This window comes from Pseudoalteromonas rubra (assembly GCF_004212645.1).
GTDB lineage: Bacteria > Pseudomonadota > Gammaproteobacteria > Enterobacterales > Alteromonadaceae > Pseudoalteromonas > Pseudoalteromonas rubra_G.
Genome location: NZ_PPUZ01000039.1, coordinates 66865 through 83406, shown reverse-complemented (window position 1 = coordinate 83406; position 16542 = coordinate 66865). Strand labels below are relative to the sequence as shown.

Here is a 16542-nt window from a genome sequence, read left to right as displayed (position 1 = left end):
TCGGGCTAGTGGCCACTATCAATGTGGCCGAGGGAACGCCCTGGGTCTAGTTGATCGCGCACCAGGCGTTTCAATATCTTAGCTTCTGGAAAGCCGCCATCGCGCTCACGGCACCAGATCAGGGTATCGTTATAATAGATCTTAAACACCCCTTTATTGGCAGGTGCCAGCGCCACTTCTGTTAGGTCATCCGCAAAGGTAGACAGTAACTCCTGTGCCAGCCAGCCACTGCGCAGCAACCACTGGCACAAAACACAATACTGGATTGTTATTCTGGGTTTACTCATATCGGTTCCCTGTTGTGTCATCTATGCTGCGAGCGTGCTGGACAAACTCTGAGTAAATGGAGTCTTTGATCAGTCTGTCGGGGGTAAAAGCGTAATAATTCTGATAGACGTTTTCGATGGCTCCGATAAAGTTCACATCATAATGGCGCTCGATTTCCTCACGTACAGACAAAGGCGCAGGGAATACGCCAAACCCTTGTTGCCCAAGCGCTTTCATCAAAGCGCTGTCGTCCACATGACCTGCAACGGAGATCTCGATTTTGAGCTCATTGAGCCAATATTGAATGGCACTTGTCACCGGACTATTTTTGGCTGGCAATATGATGGGGGTATCGGCCAGCGCTGCCGGGAAGTTATCGCAGGTCAGGGACTGATCTTGTTTGTTACCGTAAAAACCAATCTGGCTCTTGCCAATTTCGTGGCAGAAGAGCTTAAACGGGGTATCACTATCTAAGGGTTTATCCGCTAACACCAGGTCTAGCTTGTGCGTTGCCATTTGTGCCAGGAGCTCGGCTTGCTGGCCATCGATACAGTGCAGGTTTGAGATGCGCTCGTTATCTATCAACGGAGCCAGCCATTTTGATACCAGAGACTTTGGCAAGGCATCAGAAATACCCACCTTCAGGGTACGGTTGATTGAGGCCAGGTCACCTTTAGTGGTTTCGAGCCACTCCTCTGCAATGGCAAACATATCATCGGCATACTGCTGCGTGAGTTGTCCATATTCCGTCAGCCTTAGCCCTCTGCCTTCCCTTAAAAACAAAGGCTTACCAAGGCGCTGCTCCAGACTGGTGATCTGCGCACTGATGGTTTGTGGTGTCAGGTGTAATATTTTGCTCGCTGCGGCAATACTGCCGTGGCGGCTTACCTGCCAGAAGTAGTACAGGTGATTATAATTTATGTTCGTTATCATTCGTAATATTCGAGGTTTTGCTAAGAATTAATCAGCTTTTTTCTTTTTAAATACATTAGTAGATTAGCCTCATCGACGCAACAATATAAGTTCAATTTCCAGTAATTAACTGGCTTTGTACAAGAGGTTGATAGCATTATGAAACTAAACTTCAGAGCAACGGGCAAGCGCATTGCAGAGGCGACCAAGTCGCAACTCTCAAAATTAGCGACCAACAAATTTATGCGTTATGCGGCCCACATTCGCAAAGTACGCATTGATGTGGATGAGCAACCGTGTCAGCGTCACGGCGTTTTGACTATCTGTAAAGTGGAAGTGTTATTGCCGGGATTACCCAGTGTGTCTGTTCGGGCCAAAGGCAAGAATATGATGCAGGTGATCAAACGTGCACTGCGTGACAGCGAGTTACTGCTTGCGCGTCAGTTTAACAGGGCAGCGTAGCGATTCCCCAAGCGCTGTTACAAGCCTTTTCGACAAGTAGATAAATTATTCGACCAAACAAAGCGAAATAGGAGGTGGCGTCCAGGTTAGAATATGATTATGCAGTATTTACAGTTATTCCCAAGCACTTGCGGCGGCATGGAGGCCGCGCTTTACCCTCGTTTTTCCTCCTTTATTCCCTTACCAGTTCACCCACAAATCAAGTTATGAGGCTCAATAATTAGCCTGTTAAGGTAAATAATGTACCCAAATCTAATTTGGAACTGATTAAAGTATTAATAAAATGTTTATTGATGGTGACATTTAGATTGAATTTTGCTATTTTCAGGCACTGGTATTGATCAACATTTTTATATTCAAGGACGTAGTGCATGCAGTATATCGATGATACCAGCGCTCAGGACAGCCAGCTAGAGAAAAAACACAACTACAAATTGTACTTCCTGATCATCGCTGGTGTATTTATTTCACTATATTTTGTTGTTCCTCAGGTGCTTGCCTGGGCAAGCGGCGAGAGTGCGGTCAGAATGGACAACATACATGTCGCCGAAGTACGCCGTGGTGAATTTATCCGGGACATTTCTGTACAGGGACGCGTGATCGCCTCGCGCCGGCCAACTCTTTATAGCCCGGCAGAAGGCACAGTAACTTATCTGGTAACAGCAGGTGATTCGGTTGAGATTAACCAGCCTCTGGCTCAGATAGACAGCCCTGAGCTGAAAAGCTTGCTGGCACAGGAGCAGGCAGAACTAACACGTCTAAAAACGCAACTTGAACGAGAAAAAATTCAGGCAAAGAAGCAGGACCTGGCGCAGGAAAACTACCTGGGTCAAGCGATAGTCGCTCTGAACGCTGCTAAACGAGAAATGCGCCGAAACGAAGAAGGTAAGAAAAATCAGGTTGTGAGCGACATAGACTACCAAAAAGCCAAAGATGATCTGGAAAACGCACAGCGTGAGCATCGTCTGGCGGTCAAAGAGGTCGCATTGCTTAAAGAGAGCCAGAAGTTTGAGATCCAGACGCGGGCAATCGAATTGCAGGCACAGCAGGTGCTGGTTGATGAACTGCAGCGTCGTGTGGCGTCATTGGAGATCCGCTCCCCGGTTAATGGTATTGTTGGTAACCTCAGTGTTGATCAAAAAAACACGGTGGCGAAGAATCAACCGTTGCTCAGCGTCGTCGACTTGTCGCATTACGAGGTTGAGGTCAATATTCCTGAAAACTATGCCGATGATTTGGCATTGGGTATGCCTGCTCAAATTACCTTAAATGGCCGTGCCTATGAGGGTGAACTGACCGCCATTTCCCCGGAGATAGTCCGTGGTCAGGTGGAAGGCAAAATCCGCTTTAAGGAAACAGACATCACTGGACTGAGACAAAACCAGCGTCTGACCAGCCGCATTGTACTGGAAGAAAAGTCGGGCGTTACCTATCTGCCCAGAGGCCAGTTTGTTGATGCATATAGTGGTAAGTATGCTTATGTCCTGGATGAAGGTAGCGCAGTGAAAAAGCCGATCAGCCTGGGATCGAAAAGCTTAGGCCAGGTAGAGGTACTTTCCGGGCTGGCGGTTGGCGATACGGTGATTATATCGGACACACGCATGTTCAATAGTGCTGAACGCGTGCGAGTGGTTCAGTAATTCAATCAATGCGATAGCACGATCTTAAGGTTGATCGTGCTGACCCGGCGCTATTTCCGGGAAATAACAAGGTGGAGGAAGCAAGCTGATGAGATATTATTTCAAACTGGCCTGGATAAGCTTCAAACAAACTCCATTATTAAGTTCCTTAATTGTGGTCACAATAGCGGTGGGCATTGCGGCCACTATGACCACTTACACCATCAATTACATGATGAATCAGGAACCAGTCCCCGGCAAAGCAGACTCGTTGTTTTTAGTCCAGCTTAATAGCTGGGGCCCACAAAAAGCCTATTATAGCCAGGGCGATGAAGAGCGGGTGCCGCCTTATCTGACCTTTCAGGACATGCAAAACTTGTGGCGCGCGAACCGTGCCGAGTCCCACATTCCTATCAGTGGTTATCGCGACCAACTGAAGCTGCCGACTCAGCCAGACTCTGAAGCAAAAACGGCGCTGGTGCGTTCCACCAGTCGCGACTTCTTTAGCGCTTTTAATGCACCCATCAAATTTGGCAGTGCCTGGTCTGAAGATGCCGATCAGCAGGGAGAGCGAGTGGCGGTGATCAGTGCAGACACGAATCAGCGACTGTTCAATGGTGAGAACTCAGTGGGCCAGCATATTACACTGGGTACACTGGAGTATCGCATTATCGGGGTCATGGATAACTGGCCTATCTTGCCACGTTTTTATGGCGAGGCTATGCATGCATTTCGCAAACCCAGAGATGTCTTTATCCCGTTTGAGACCCAAGTACGTCACGCCCTGTGGTCGTCAAATTTGCAGCCTTTTGAATGCTGGCAAGACCCACAAGACAGCTCGTTTGAAGCCCTGTTAGCGTCGGAATGTGTTTGGGTTTATTTTTGGGTTGAGTTAAAAGATGCCAGTCAGCGCCGTGCTTACGAGGATTTCCTCTATACCTATGTCCAGGAGCAGCGAGCTCTGGGGCGGTTTCAGCGTAAGATTCTCAACAAGCTGAGCACACCTGGTGAGTATCTTGCCGATCGCGAAGCTATTTCTGATGACAATCTGGTGGCACTGGGCTTATCACTGTGTTTCTTATTACTGTGCTTACTAAACAGCACCAATCTGATGATGGCCAAGTTTCATGGCAAAGCCAGTGAAATAGGCTTGCGCCGCGCGGTTGGTGCGAGCAAACAGCAGGTATTTATCCAGTTTAGTGTAGAAACTGTGCTGATGGGCCTGTTTGGTGGGATGTTAGGCCTGTTACTGGCTCAGCTGGGACTAACTTTGTGTAGCCGGGTTTACCAGCACCTGAGTAGTGATTTAATGCACATGGATATATATATCCTGGTTATGACGCCATTGGTGGCGGTTTCCGTTAGTGTACTTTTTGGGCTGTTTCCCGTCTTTCGTGCCAGTCGGATAGAGCCTGCCAGCCAGCTTAACGGTGTGTAAGGGGCAATTATGCGAGATTTGTTACCCATTCTTAAAACGTTGAACCACAGTCGTACAGCGCCTGTGTTGTTTATCCTGCAAATCGCCGTGACTTTTATGATTTTAGTCAATGCGGCCTATCTGGCGGTTGAAAAGCAAAGCTTGTTATCCCGTCCCAGTGGCCTGGATGAGCAGAACACGTTTTTCGTCCTTACTAATTTACCGGTTGATACACAAGCCAGAGCATCGCAAATTGAACAAGACTTGCTGGCACTAAAGGGGTTATCAGGTGTTGAGAATGCCTCCGTTACTTCTGGGGTGCCACTGAGTGGTTGGGGCAACTTCCTGGAAGTTGCGACTCAGGCTGAGGGAGATTACGACACCTTTAGCGGCTACTACGGCGGTGACACGGCGCTGCTCGAAACCATGGGGCTGGAGCTGATCGCAGGCGAACGTTTTGACCAGACACCGCAATATGCCGAAACAGACGGGTTTCGAGTGGCGAATGAGATCATCATTACACAAGCGCTTGCCCAGTCACTTTATCCTGATGACTGGCGTCAGGTTGTGGGCAAAACAATTTATATCGACAAGCGCCCTCAGCAAGTGCGTGGTGTGGTTAAAACCTTGCAGGCTGCCTGGAGTTTTTGGGTAGTTGTCGAACACAGTGTGCTGGCGCCTGTGATAGAGACCAGTGAATATGTGTATTATCTGGTGCGTCATGTTCCGGGTCAGCAAGCTCAGGCGACGGCCAATACGCTGGATTATCTGATGCGTCTGCATGGACGCAAAATTGAAGAATTAATGTCGTTTGAACAAGTCAAAGCGCAAAGTTATCAGGCTGAGTATGCCGCGAGCATGACCTTATTATGGGTTGTTGCTTGCCTGTCTTTAGTGACGGCTTTGGGAATATTTGGTCAGGCACGTTTTGCGGTGATCCGGCGGCGTCGGCAAATTGGGATCCGCCGTGCACTTGGCGCACAGCAAGGGCAAATTGTGGGCTACTTTATGCTCGAAAACGCGCTACTAACCATGGTTGGTGTAGCGGTGGGCTGTGTCGCGGCTATTCTACTGAACGTACAATTTAGCAACTGGTTTGAGTTGGCCACCGTGCCAATGGACTTTTTTGTCATCGGTGGTGTGTGTATGGTGCTGTTAGGGCAGGCTGCTACCCTGGCGCCGGCATGTCGGGCTGCCAAGATGTCTCCGGCGATTGCAAGTCGCCTGGGAGAGGTCAGATAGACGAGTGTACACTCGACTTGCTATGATAGCACTGAGAAAGGCAAATCGTAGTCACTATGTTAAAGCTATCAAACAATGTCGAACTAGCGGCATGGGAAATTGAACTGTCGGCGATCCGTTCGCAAGGCGCGGGTGGCCAGAATGTTAACAAGGTGGCTTCTGCCATTCATCTGAGATTTGATATCCAACGCTCCACTTTACCCCCATTTTATAAAGAACGTTTGCTGGCGCTGCAAGACAGTCGTATCAGCAAAGACGGTGTGATAGTGATTAAGGCACAGAGCTTTCGCACTCAGGAGCAAAATCGTGAAGATGCGTTGGCCCGGTTGAAGGGCTTGATCCTCAGTGCAATAAAAGTAGAAAAAGCGCGTCGGGCAACTAAGCCCACTCGTAGCTCACAGCGCAAACGTCTCGACAGTAAAAATAAACGGGCTCAGACTAAAGCAATGCGCGGTGCCGTTAAGTTTTAACCTGGCGCGCTTTGCGATATAAACGGCAGCAGCACAGTAAAGCGGGCACCACCCAGCTCAGAGTCGTCAATCTCGCAACTGGTTTTATGCCAGGAGAGAATTTTACTGACGATTGCCAAACCTAAACCAAATCCGCCGGTTTCTTTATTGCGGCTTTTATCCAGTCTGGAAAATGGCTGAAATACCTGGTCACGTTTTGATTGTGGAATGCCAGGGCCGTCGTCTTCTACGATAAATACCGCCATATTCTGTTGCTTTTCGAGGCTGATGCGGATTGTGCTATGGCCGTACTTGTCGGCGTTTTGCAGCAGGTTTTGTATGACCCGAGTTAACTGGTGAGGGTCACACATAACCGGGATATCGCTGATGATGTTGGTTATCAGTTGCTTATCGGTTGTGCGTGTCAGTTTGTCAATCTGGTCCAGTACCAATGGGGCCAGATCACATTGCTGCATATGTAACTGCTGATTGGCAAACTCAAGTCGGGCATAGCTGAGCATCTCATCAATCAGCACCTCCATTTCCGTCACATCTTCTTCCATTGCCGCCACCTGTTCAGGCGCTTTGGGTGCCAACATAGCCAGCGCAAACTTTAAACGCGCGAGCGGCGTTCTGAGCTCGTGCGAGACTGCATTAACCAGCTGTTTTTGGTTGCTCATCAGACTGGCTGTTTTCAGCGCCATGCGTTCAATTTGCTGAGTCAGTGTATAAATGGCTGAAAAGCGAGATCGATTTGTTGTCAGATCAAGTGATCCCGACGCCAGCTTCTCGGATGTACGTTTTAGTTGGACCAGGTCAATCCAGAGTGGTCTTAACCAAATGACCAGCAACAATGCCAGCACGGAGTAGGAAAGAAACTTGATGGTATACTGTTTTACTTCGGCAGATTGCGCCGGTGCAAACGGGCCAAGCTGGGCGACAGACGCGCCATTGTTGGTCATAAATAGCAGCAGGGCATTTCCTGTATCATCAAAAGAGGTGATGATCTTACCTTGCCTGAGCGCGGTCAGTTGCTCGGGTAGCCAGGCGACGTCTTCGTAGGGGAACACGGTCAACTGTGTTTGCGCACTGAGAAACGATTCAAACTCATCTTCTTTAATATAGCTGAGTGCTTGCTTATATTGCCCGGCAACCAAAGTTGCGTGTCGTAAGTCGTCGGGGGCTTGCTCGACCCAGTTTCGCCAGATTGCCTCGCTGCCTAAATTTATCGCAATAATACTGGCGAACACCACAATATAAAGGCTGACAAGCAATCGCAGCATAATGTATTAGTCCCAGGCGGATTTTGAGCACAAATACCCTTTACCCCAAACTGTGATCAGTCTGTAGGGCTGTTCAAGGTTGTCATTGAGCTTTTTACGTAACCGCGAGATCCGAACATCTACGCTACGGTCCAGTCCATCATAAGGTCTGCCAACAACCTGGTTATAAATATGCTCGCGGCTGAGGGTATCACCTGCGTGTCTGGCAAGCTCCCACAGCAAATCAAACTCGTAACTCGTCAGATCGATTTCTTGCTCGCTGAGATAGGTCTTGCGGGCTGCTTTATCTATCCGTAATTGGCCAAGTGTCAGTTGATCTGTGCTGTCTGTTTGTTTGCCCTGACGGCGCAACAGTGCGTTAAGTCTGGCTAGTAACACATAAGGCTCTACAGGCTTGATAACATAGTCATCAGCGCCAATTTCCAAGCCTCTGACATGGTCAAAATCACTGTCTTTGGCTGTTAAAAATAGCACAGGTCCCTGGTAATCAGGTCTAATTCGGCGGCAGATCTCAAAGCCATCCAGGTTTGGTAACATAATGTCCAGGATCACCACATCGGGTTGTTCTCGGGTGATTTTTTCCGGTGCCAGTGCGCCATCATGGATCAGGGTCACATCGTAATTGTTGCTTTGTAAAAACTGGCCGGTGAGTTGCGCCAGCCTCTCATCATCTTCTACCAATATGACTTTGATCATTAGAATAAACTCCAATCTGTTTTAAGTTTCCTGCGATACTTAGTGCTGACGACTGCATTGACTTTTACGGTTTTTCTAGCAAGCGTGTTTTGGTGTGGATCTTTGAGACTAAATTCCATATTTTGTGCAAGCTTGACTGCCAGTTTGACGCTTCCCTGCTGACTGTCTTTCCAGCAATGTAATTGAGTTTCAGACTGGTACAGGCAAAGGTTTTCCGATGCACTGTGATGCCAGTTCACCCGGATGGTCATCTGACAGGTTTGTCCCTGCGTTTTCACCATACAGACCTGAGGTTTTATCTCAAAGAGCGGTGGCGGCTCAGAATTGGCCTGGACTGTCTGTGAGCACCACAATAGTGTCCCCGCAGATAGGCTGTACAGGGCAAGATTAAAACGCATACAAGCCTCCGATGAAGACGGAGGTTGTGTAGCCTTCGTCGACAATTGGGCTGTTTGCGATGCTCGAGCCGAGCCATTGATGCTTCGCCGTGAATTTAAATTGCCAGCTTTCGCTTAGCTTGTGATTATAAGCTACGCCCACATAAGGGTTAAAAGTACTATCTACCTCATAGCGATAATGTGTGAGTTCAGTGTCTCTTTGTGTAATACCATAGTAATAGCTTCCCAGCTTGGCATCTTTATAATCGACCCCAAGCTTGAATTGGAACTGAGCAAATTTAGGGTTTCCAAAAGGCAGCTTGTAGCTGTACTCCACGGAGCTGTGGAAGCCCTTATAGATGCCACGCACATCATGGAGTAACCGCACCCTCAATTTGTGTTGTTCAGAGATATACCAATGGGCCAGTATGCCGCTATCGATAGCCCATTTACGCTTGGCAAGATCATCAAAGGTTAAGGAAGGGGGCTTTATCTCTTGCTGCTCTTGATCTAAATCTGTGACCGTTACTTGTACACTGATGTCATTAGGCAAATTGACATTATCACCGCCACTGACATTGCCTTCGGTAGGCGTCTTTATCTGCGGTAAGTTGACCCGCTCATTGAGGTCCGGGGATAGCGTGTTGGCGCGTAGTACCGTGCCTGGTCGGGAGCGGCTAAAGAAAGCTTGCTCCGAATTAAGCTCTGCAATCCAGCTGATATCAAATGCTTGATGGTCATAGAATGTGTAACCAATCGCCGTGTTATCGAGAAAAAAGCGATCGCCGTAATAACGTACATAAGGCAATACAATTAGTGGTGAGTGATCGCCTTCTTTCAAGGGATTAGTTGCAACACCGGCACCCAGTGCCACTGAAAACTCCCATTGTGACACCTCTATGCAATTCTCCGGTTGTGTTTCACAGTTGGCCACTGCCAGACTGCTAAATAATACTGAGCCAATCACACCAGACAGACGTTTCACTTTTACCCACTCCCTATTTAGAACAGGTGTACTTTACCAATAAAATTACTAATTACCAGAAAGAGTTACATTAAATAACATTTCCATTGGCTGGAATAACAGCAACGCTTTGGTAATTGGGTAAAGTTAGATACATACTTAATCCTAAGGAGACTGCCAATGTTATATTCTACCCAGCTGAAGCTATGTGCAGCGGCGCTTACTTTATCGCTACTCGGTGCATGTGGCACTGGGAGTGATACCGATACGTCTACCCAGAACCCGGGTAATGGCGGGACGCAAACGCCGCCCGATAAAGTGCCAGATTTGTCGACGGGTGAGGCAAGCGCGCAAAAACTGCGTAAGGCAAGTGCCGCGGATTTTGCAACGTATCTCAAAAATGGCATTTACCTGGCACAAGGTGTGACGACTCCTCAGGATAGCGGTGAGCAGGTAAGCGCGCCGAATTCTGATGCTGCTATACCGGCGTATTCCAGCACCAATGTGCAGGAACAAGCGGTGGATGAAAGTGACAGAGTGAAATACGACGGTGCGCACTTATATATTGCTAATACCGCTGATTTTCAGGCTGCACAGGATGAGCACAAGCAGTCTGTTCGCATCTTGAAGCGTGAAGAAAATGGCGCGCTTGGACCATTAACCACTTTGGTCACCAGTTCAGATTTTTACGCTAGACAGCAATTGTACCTGCAGGAGAATAATCTGGCCGCCCTGCTCAGTAATGACCGGGGTGGGTTTATGGTAGAGCCCTTACTAACGGCTGAGATAGCCGTAGATGCAACATCTATGCCCTTCTCGGGTTCCCAAGACTTTGCGCTGACCCTGGCTGATGTCAAAGACCCGTCACAGGCTCAAGTCACCCATCAGTTTCGTTTTGACGGCGAGTTGGTTGACTCACGCGTTATCGGTAACTCACTTTATTTGATCAGCGAATTCTCGGCCAGTTTTACCGGGTTTGAACAAGAAGGTGAGGACCTGGATGTCGTTAATTACCAAAAGATAACAGCGACAGATGTCACTGAACTGCTGCCTAAAGTGACCAACATTAAAACCGGCACCGAGCGCTTACTGGTCGACCCGGCAACTTGCTATATGCCGGAGAATGCATCCAATTTGAATGGGTATCATCACATTACATCTGTGACTCGTGTGTCACTCAACGACCCCGATTCATTGACCACGACCTGTATCGCCAGTCGGACCGAAGGGATCTACATGTCAGAAAATAATGTCTATCTTTATGGTTATTATTATGACTCTGAGGAAGCCTCGTTTGATGACGCAACTCAGACGGTGATCCACCAGTTTAATTTGGGTGAACAGGCGGTCAGTTACACTGTATCTGGCAAAGTGGCCGGTCATTTGGGGCGCAGCAACCAGAACCTGAGATTCAGTGAGCATGCAGGGATATTGCGTGTGGTGACGTCTCGTTTTACTGAGACCAAGGGTATGCTTCATAAGCTTTATCTGCTGGAAAAGCAAGATGATAGCCTTGCGGTGGTGGCCCAGTTACCTAATCAGACGCGCACCACGCCAATCGGAAAAGTATCTGACAATGGACTGGTAGAGGAAGACATCTATGCGGTACGTTTTTTTGCTGACAAAGCTTACATCGTAACGTTCCGCCAGATAGATCCTTTGTATGTATTGGACCTGAGTGACAAGAGCGACCCTAAGATCACCGGGGCACTGGAGATCCCGGGTTATTCTGCGTATCTTCATCCTGTGTCTGAACAGTTACTCATAGGTATTGGTCAGAACGTGCAAAACTGGTTTCTCGACGGGCCTTTGGAAAGCGAAGATGACTTTGGTGCCAAAGTGAGTTTGTTCGATGTCAGTGATATCAGTGCGCCTTTACTGGTTGATGAAAAAGTGTTTAGTGGCGGGTTTAGCCCGGTTGAATTTGACTATCACGCATTTAGCTACATCAAACACAGCGATGAGGTGTTCAGAATGACATTGTCCGTGGAAAGCTGGCTGACTGAGAACGACAGTGAAAACAGCGTGAGCTGGTACAAGCGCAATGAGCTGGCCTCATTTGAAGTACATACAGGCGAAACGCCCAAGTTACTGTATATGGGTAGCAGTACGGCTGAACAGCAACCAGACGCAGACACATCGCAATATATCTGGGCCGGCGACGACAGAGGTATTTTGCATGATGAACACATTTACTACGTGCACGGTAACTTTGTCTGGTCAAGCCTTTGGCAATCGCCACAGGATACCAGCGGGCCTTTCTAAGATGAGTTAGTGACGGTCACGCAGCTGGCATTGAGCGCTGGCTGCGTTACCTCGCTCAACGGGAGCTGATTAAGCCGAGCTTTTGGTCATGGCACCATTGCCCGCCAAGCTGGTAATTATCCCTGAGCGTGCCTTCATGCTCAAATCCAAGCCTGGTTAGCAAGTTGAAAGACGCCTCATTGCCCTCTGTTACGGTGGCAGTCAGTTTGTGGTAACCACACTGATTAAACGCAAAATCAATCACTGCGCGGGTTGATTCTTTGGCGTATCCTTTACCCTGATGCTCAGGGGTGAGCATAAAGCCAAGCTCTGCCTGTTGGTAAGGCAACCAGCTCGACAAAAAACCATGCAAACCGACGGGCTCCCCCGAGTCTTTTTCTTCAATAAGCAAAGTCAGCCATGCACCACACTCTTTATTCCAGTCGATAAGGCGACCGTCAAATTGCGCACGGATTTGGCTTTGCTCACAGAGGTCGCTGATAAAACGCATGACCTCAGTGTGCTGATGGAGGCGAAGAAAAAACGGCCAGTCCTGTTGGGTGAGCGGCCTGAGGCGCAGTCGGGAGGTTTCAATCATAATGCAATCCTTTTAATACTAGGTGCTATTGGGTTTTGAGTAAGGCTTTAATGGCAACAATTTGCTTAATGCTGTCCATGTTGTCGCCATGGACACAGAGTGTATCTGCTTTTAGTGGCAAAGCCTGGCCACTGGCCGTAGTGACTGTACCGTGCGCCAGCAATTGCTTTACCTGTGCCAGTACATTGGCCTCGTTGTGAACGGCATTTGGCTGGCTTCGCGCACAGAGGTGCCCTTCGTCTGTATACAGCCTGTCTGCAAAGGCTTCAAACAGTAGCTCGACTCCGAACTGTGACGCAAGGCGTGCATGCTCTGCTTGCTGAGCCGTTGCCAGCAACATGAGTTTTAGCGGAGCCGGATAGTCAGACAGGGTTTTGAGCACCTGAAGGAGGATTGCTTCATCACGCATCATGTCGTTATACAGTGCGCCGTGGGGTTTTACATAGCCCAGCGCCATACCCTGTACCCGCGCCATGCCATCCAGTGCGGCAATTTGGTAATGCAGGGTGTTTCTAAGCTCGGTGTCGCTCAAAGTTATGGAGCGGCGTCCAAACCCTTGCAGGTCGGGGTAGCCGGGATGCGCACCAATGCCGACTTCATGTGCTTTGGCTAGCGAGAGTGTGCTTGCCATAACGGTGGGGTCGCCGGCATGAAAGCCGCAGGCAATGTTAGCCAGGTCAATATGGGGCATTACCTGACTGTCCAGGCCCATTTTCCAGGCACCAAAGCTCTCGCCAAGGTCACAATTTAACAGCATAGACTGCCCTTCTGTTGGTTTTTCTCAGACCTTAACACGGATTGAAGCGCAAGGGTTAGAACGACATGTTCAGTGAAAGCAGGCCTCAGTCAATCACCAGGCTGAGGTCAGCTTTGTCGGTGACCAGCAAATGTTGCGGACTATTGATTATACACAACTCCGGCGCAGCACGGGTGATGGCCAGATGAGCCGTTAAACTGGTCGTCCAAAATACCGGGAGTTTAGGCGCGGCCAAAGCAAGAGGCTCGCCAAAGTTTGGCTTGCCGAGGTTTTTTATTCCTATCTCGCCCGGCTCGCCGAAATGGACCGGGATACCGTGTGGCACCCGGCTTACTGAACCGGCCTGAATGGCTTTGATTAACTCCTGTTTTTGCATTGGGCGCATGCAAACCACTTTATTGCCACCAAACGGACCGACCTGATTGCTTTCGAGGTGACTGATATACATAGGCAATGAGTGTGTGGGATTAGTCAGCGGACTTGGAATACCAAAGGAGTTGAGCACGGTATCAAAGGCCAGATGACTGGCCAGCGCAAAGATAACAAAGTCGTCACGCCACAAATGGGTGATATCAGACACTTCTTCTGTGAGCTGGCCGTGTTTGAGAATGCGGTAACGGGGCAGATCTGTGCGTATATCTATATTCTGGCCCAGTTGATCCAGGTGATAGCTCCCCGGCGCGATGCTGGTGGCAAGCAAAGGACAGCAGTCTGCGTTGTGTTGACAATAAGTCTGAAATTCAAATGCATTGGCCTCGGGCAGGATTAAAATATCACATTGGGCAAAGCCGGGTACAAAGCCGTTGGTGGGGCCGGAATAATCTCCGGCCCGGATCATGGCGCGAATGGCGTTGGGAGCAGTGAGTGATGCCTTTGGGTCCATACATGTCCTCATCAGGTAACAGGCGGATTCAACAACACCTCACCAATATTATAGGCCGCTGGTGCTATTCTGCCTGTTTGTTTACGCTGACAGGCAGTTTCCCCTTGGCTTTTTCCAGGCCCAAAATGACTTTGGCAAGTGCGGTGTAGGCAGGCCCACTCACTTCCTGTGTCGTTTCAACATCAACATTATAGGCATAGCTTGCCAGCACTGCCTGGCTGTAGGGCGCAAACCGGGTTGTTTCATAAGGGGCACGCAAGCTAATGAACAGGGTGGATTTATGTTGCGATTGCGCAAAGCTCAGCAGCTCCTCCAGGGCATCAGGCTGGGCACGGGCTGCCAACGAGAATTGCGCCAGCGTTGCAACATCCTCCATACCGCCGATTTCTACCGCGCTTTGTGCAGGCGTCGCGTGACCGGCAATGATCCAGTCCGCTTTTTTTATGTTGGCCCTGGCCTGCGCGGGGTTAAAACCTTGCAAACTCGACAGCGTGATGGTGAGCGGGTGAGCAGTGTGAGCCTGCAAAGCTTGCTTAAGTGCCATGGCTTTTTGTTTGTCCGGCATGATCAGGTGAATGCGCTGATTGGCGCGAATTGCCAGTGGCAGCAGGTTATCATTTTTCACCTCAGTGATGGCTGCCAGCGCCAGCTCAGCTTCCAGTTTGCGGTGCTGAGGGTTACCCAACACAGATTGCGCAATCGCTACAGACAGGTGGCGTTTTGGCGGCAAAAAGCGAGCCTTGAGCGCCTGTATTCTCTGCGCTGATGTTCGCAGCTCGGTGACATCAAGCTGGCTTGAGGCTTGCTGGTACAGCTTCGTCATAAACGCTCTGAATGCCTGGATATCTTGCGTGCTGCGAACAGCGAAGGGCATCAGAGCAATGTCTACGCCTGCTGCAAAGGTTTCAATGACGGCCTGCTCGGGCTCAAAAAAGTCGCTGATCCCGGCCATATCCAGTGCATCTGTGATGGTGACACCCTGATATCCTAGTTCACCTCTGAGTAAGTCGTGCATAATTTTGCGTGACATCGTGGCCGGGCGCAGCATTTTTTCGCCGTGTTTGTTGACTATCTGGGTCTCGTCGAGCGCAGGGTACTGGATGTGTGCGGTCATTATCATGCCCGGCGCCTGTTGCTTGATGATGGTGGCAAAGGGCGCGATGTCCTGCTGGCGGATTTGGCTCAAAGTATGGTTTACACGTGGTAAACCGGTGTGGCTGTCAACATTGGTATCGCCGTGGCCTGGGAAGTGCTTTATGGCAGAGATCACTCCCTGTTGCTCGAAGGCTTTAACTTGGGCAGCGCCCAGTTTTGCAACCATATGCGGATCTTCACCAAAAGAGCGGACATTAATAACCGGGTTATCCGGATTGGCATTAACATCAACGGTAGGAGCAAAGTTGACATTGATCCCAAGTACCGCCAGCTCTTTGCCTATGACTGACGCGACCTGATGCGCATAGTGCGTGCCATGTTGGGCATAGCTGGCGCCAATACTCATATTACCGGTGAAGGAAGTCGCTTCTGAGCGATTAATTCGGGCAACCCGGCCACCTTCCTGATCAATGGCAATAAACGGCGGTTGCGCCGTTGCGCTATGCAATTGTTCGGTTAGTGTCACAATTTGCTCAACGTCCTGAACGTTTTCAGCAAATAAGATCACACCGCCAATCTGGTATTCGTGTAGCAGCGCTTTTAATTCCGGCGGCAGAGTCGTCATGGGCGTGCGGCACTGAGCGCCTGTGCCTTGCTGACAAAAATATCGTAAATCGAGCATCAGTTTTTGCCCTATCAGGGCGCGCAAATCAGCGACAGGCTGAGCATTGATACTCGGGGTTGTGAGGGTCATGAGCAAACCTATTAACGTGAAGCGAAACAAGGTATTCATTATAAATATGCTATTTTTTCTGGCACTCTATCATGCCACAGCGCTAAGATGGAGCCAATTCAGTTCAAACGGTTGTCGGTTATAGCAATACCCGATGAACACCTGTTGAATATAAAAACGAAAAGGAGAGACTATGACACATCACACTCTGAACTATGTGGAATTTGCCGCAGCAGATTTAGCGGCGACACAAACTTTCTTTGAATCTGTGTTTGGTTGGCAGTTTCAGTCATATGGCCCCGAATATGTGGCGTTCAGCGAATCAGGCCTGGAAGGCGGCTTTTTTCTAGGCGATGTAGCGGCCAGTCAGGCACAAGGTGCGCCATTGCTGGTGCTCTACAGTGACGACCTGGAGCAAACACAACAGGCCATAGAGCAGGCCGGTGCCACCATTAACAAAGCAATATTCAGCTTTCCCGGTGGCAGACGGTTTCATTTTATTGAGCCCAGCGGCAATGAATTAGCGGTGTGGAGCGATAAGTGA

Annotated in this window: 17 protein-coding genes; 7 read left to right on the top strand and 10 right to left on the bottom strand. The window is 49.3% G+C overall.

What is annotated here, in order from left to right; all coding sequences use genetic code 11:
* Positions 1-5 precede the first annotated feature (5 nt).
* Together C3B51_RS14615 and nhaR are read right to left on the bottom strand one after the other, a co-directional pair.
* Positions 6-287 (bottom strand): SelT/SelW/SelH family protein, encoded by a 282-nt coding sequence (locus tag C3B51_RS14615; protein WP_125717286.1) that lies wholly within the window; start codon positions 285-287, stop codon positions 6-8.
* Complete coding sequence (nhaR, locus tag C3B51_RS14610) at positions 280-1200, bottom strand: transcriptional activator NhaR (protein ID WP_125717285.1); 921 nt, start codon at positions 1198-1200, stop codon at positions 280-282. The genes C3B51_RS14615 and nhaR overlap by 8 nt, the downstream gene beginning before the upstream one ends.
* Before the next feature lie 138 nt (positions 1201-1338).
* Between nhaR and C3B51_RS14605 the strand changes: the two genes are divergently transcribed.
* The 5 genes from C3B51_RS14605 to arfB all read left to right on the top strand — a co-directional run bounded on the left by C3B51_RS14605 (position 1339) and on the right by arfB (position 6389).
* Positions 1339-1641: a hypothetical protein gene (locus C3B51_RS14605; protein ID WP_125717284.1), complete on the top strand. Its 303-nt coding sequence runs from the start codon at positions 1339-1341 to the stop codon at positions 1639-1641.
* A gap of 371 nt (positions 1642-2012) precedes the next feature.
* Positions 2013-3281, top strand: coding sequence for an efflux RND transporter periplasmic adaptor subunit (locus C3B51_RS14600; RefSeq protein ID WP_125717283.1), 1269 nt, complete (start codon positions 2013-2015; stop codon positions 3279-3281).
* A gap of 88 nt (positions 3282-3369) precedes the next feature.
* Positions 3370-4698, top strand: coding sequence for an ABC transporter permease (locus C3B51_RS14595; RefSeq protein ID WP_130245510.1), 1329 nt, complete (start codon positions 3370-3372; stop codon positions 4696-4698).
* Positions 4699-4707: 9 nt separating this feature from the next.
* Positions 4708-5919 (top strand): ABC transporter permease, encoded by a 1212-nt coding sequence (locus C3B51_RS14590; RefSeq protein ID WP_130245509.1) that lies wholly within the window; start codon positions 4708-4710, stop codon positions 5917-5919.
* Positions 5920-5975: 56 nt separating this feature from the next.
* Entirely contained in the window at positions 5976-6389 is a 414-nt protein-coding gene (gene arfB / locus C3B51_RS14585; RefSeq protein ID WP_130245508.1) for an alternative ribosome rescue aminoacyl-tRNA hydrolase ArfB, read from the top strand.
* On the opposite strand, the gene C3B51_RS14580 is transcribed toward arfB, so the two are convergent.
* From C3B51_RS14580 to C3B51_RS14565, 4 genes are read right to left on the bottom strand one after another with little or no spacing between them, the layout of a single operon-like run.
* Positions 6386-7651: an ATP-binding protein gene (locus tag C3B51_RS14580; protein WP_125717279.1), complete on the bottom strand. Its 1266-nt coding sequence runs from the start codon at positions 7649-7651 to the stop codon at positions 6386-6388. The two genes, arfB and C3B51_RS14580, sit on opposite strands and share 4 nt — an antisense overlap.
* Positions 7652-7657: 6 nt before the next feature.
* Positions 7658-8347, bottom strand: coding sequence for a response regulator (locus C3B51_RS14575; RefSeq protein WP_125717278.1), 690 nt, complete (start codon positions 8345-8347; stop codon positions 7658-7660).
* Positions 8347-8745 (bottom strand): DUF3019 domain-containing protein, encoded by a 399-nt coding sequence (locus C3B51_RS14570; protein ID WP_130245507.1) that lies wholly within the window; start codon positions 8743-8745, stop codon positions 8347-8349. The genes C3B51_RS14575 and C3B51_RS14570 overlap by 1 nt, the downstream gene beginning before the upstream one ends.
* Positions 8735-9709, bottom strand: a complete 975-nt coding sequence (locus tag C3B51_RS14565; protein WP_125717276.1) for a MipA/OmpV family protein — start codon at positions 9707-9709, stop codon at positions 8735-8737. The genes C3B51_RS14570 and C3B51_RS14565 overlap by 11 nt, the downstream gene beginning before the upstream one ends.
* 159 nt (positions 9710-9868) lie before the next feature.
* On the opposite strand from C3B51_RS14565, the gene C3B51_RS14560 reads away from it, so the two are divergent.
* Complete coding sequence (locus C3B51_RS14560) at positions 9869-11953, top strand: beta-propeller domain-containing protein (protein ID WP_130245506.1); 2085 nt, start codon at positions 9869-9871, stop codon at positions 11951-11953.
* A gap of 55 nt (positions 11954-12008) precedes the next feature.
* On the opposite strand, the gene C3B51_RS14555 is transcribed toward C3B51_RS14560, so the two are convergent.
* The 4 genes from C3B51_RS14555 to C3B51_RS14540 form a co-directional block, all read right to left on the bottom strand.
* Positions 12009-12530: a GNAT family N-acetyltransferase gene (locus C3B51_RS14555; protein ID WP_206076639.1), complete on the bottom strand. Its 522-nt coding sequence runs from the start codon at positions 12528-12530 to the stop codon at positions 12009-12011.
* A 25-nt stretch (positions 12531-12555) separates the two neighbouring features.
* A complete protein-coding gene (locus C3B51_RS14550; protein WP_125717273.1) occupies positions 12556-13287 on the bottom strand; it encodes a 5-oxoprolinase subunit PxpA in 732 nt (243 codons plus the stop codon).
* A gap of 85 nt (positions 13288-13372) precedes the next feature.
* The gene (locus C3B51_RS14545; protein WP_130245504.1) at positions 13373-14170 is read right to left on the bottom strand and encodes a D-glutamate cyclase family protein; all 798 of its coding nucleotides are present in this window, start codon (positions 14168-14170) and stop codon (positions 13373-13375) included.
* A gap of 64 nt (positions 14171-14234) precedes the next feature.
* Positions 14235-16019, bottom strand: a complete 1785-nt coding sequence (locus tag C3B51_RS14540; RefSeq protein ID WP_130245503.1) for a glycoside hydrolase family 3 protein — start codon at positions 16017-16019, stop codon at positions 14235-14237.
* Between the two features lie 172 nt (positions 16020-16191).
* Between C3B51_RS14540 and C3B51_RS14535 the strand changes: the two genes are divergently transcribed.
* The gene (locus C3B51_RS14535; protein WP_130245502.1) at positions 16192-16542 is read left to right on the top strand and encodes a VOC family protein; all 351 of its coding nucleotides are present in this window, start codon (positions 16192-16194) and stop codon (positions 16540-16542) included.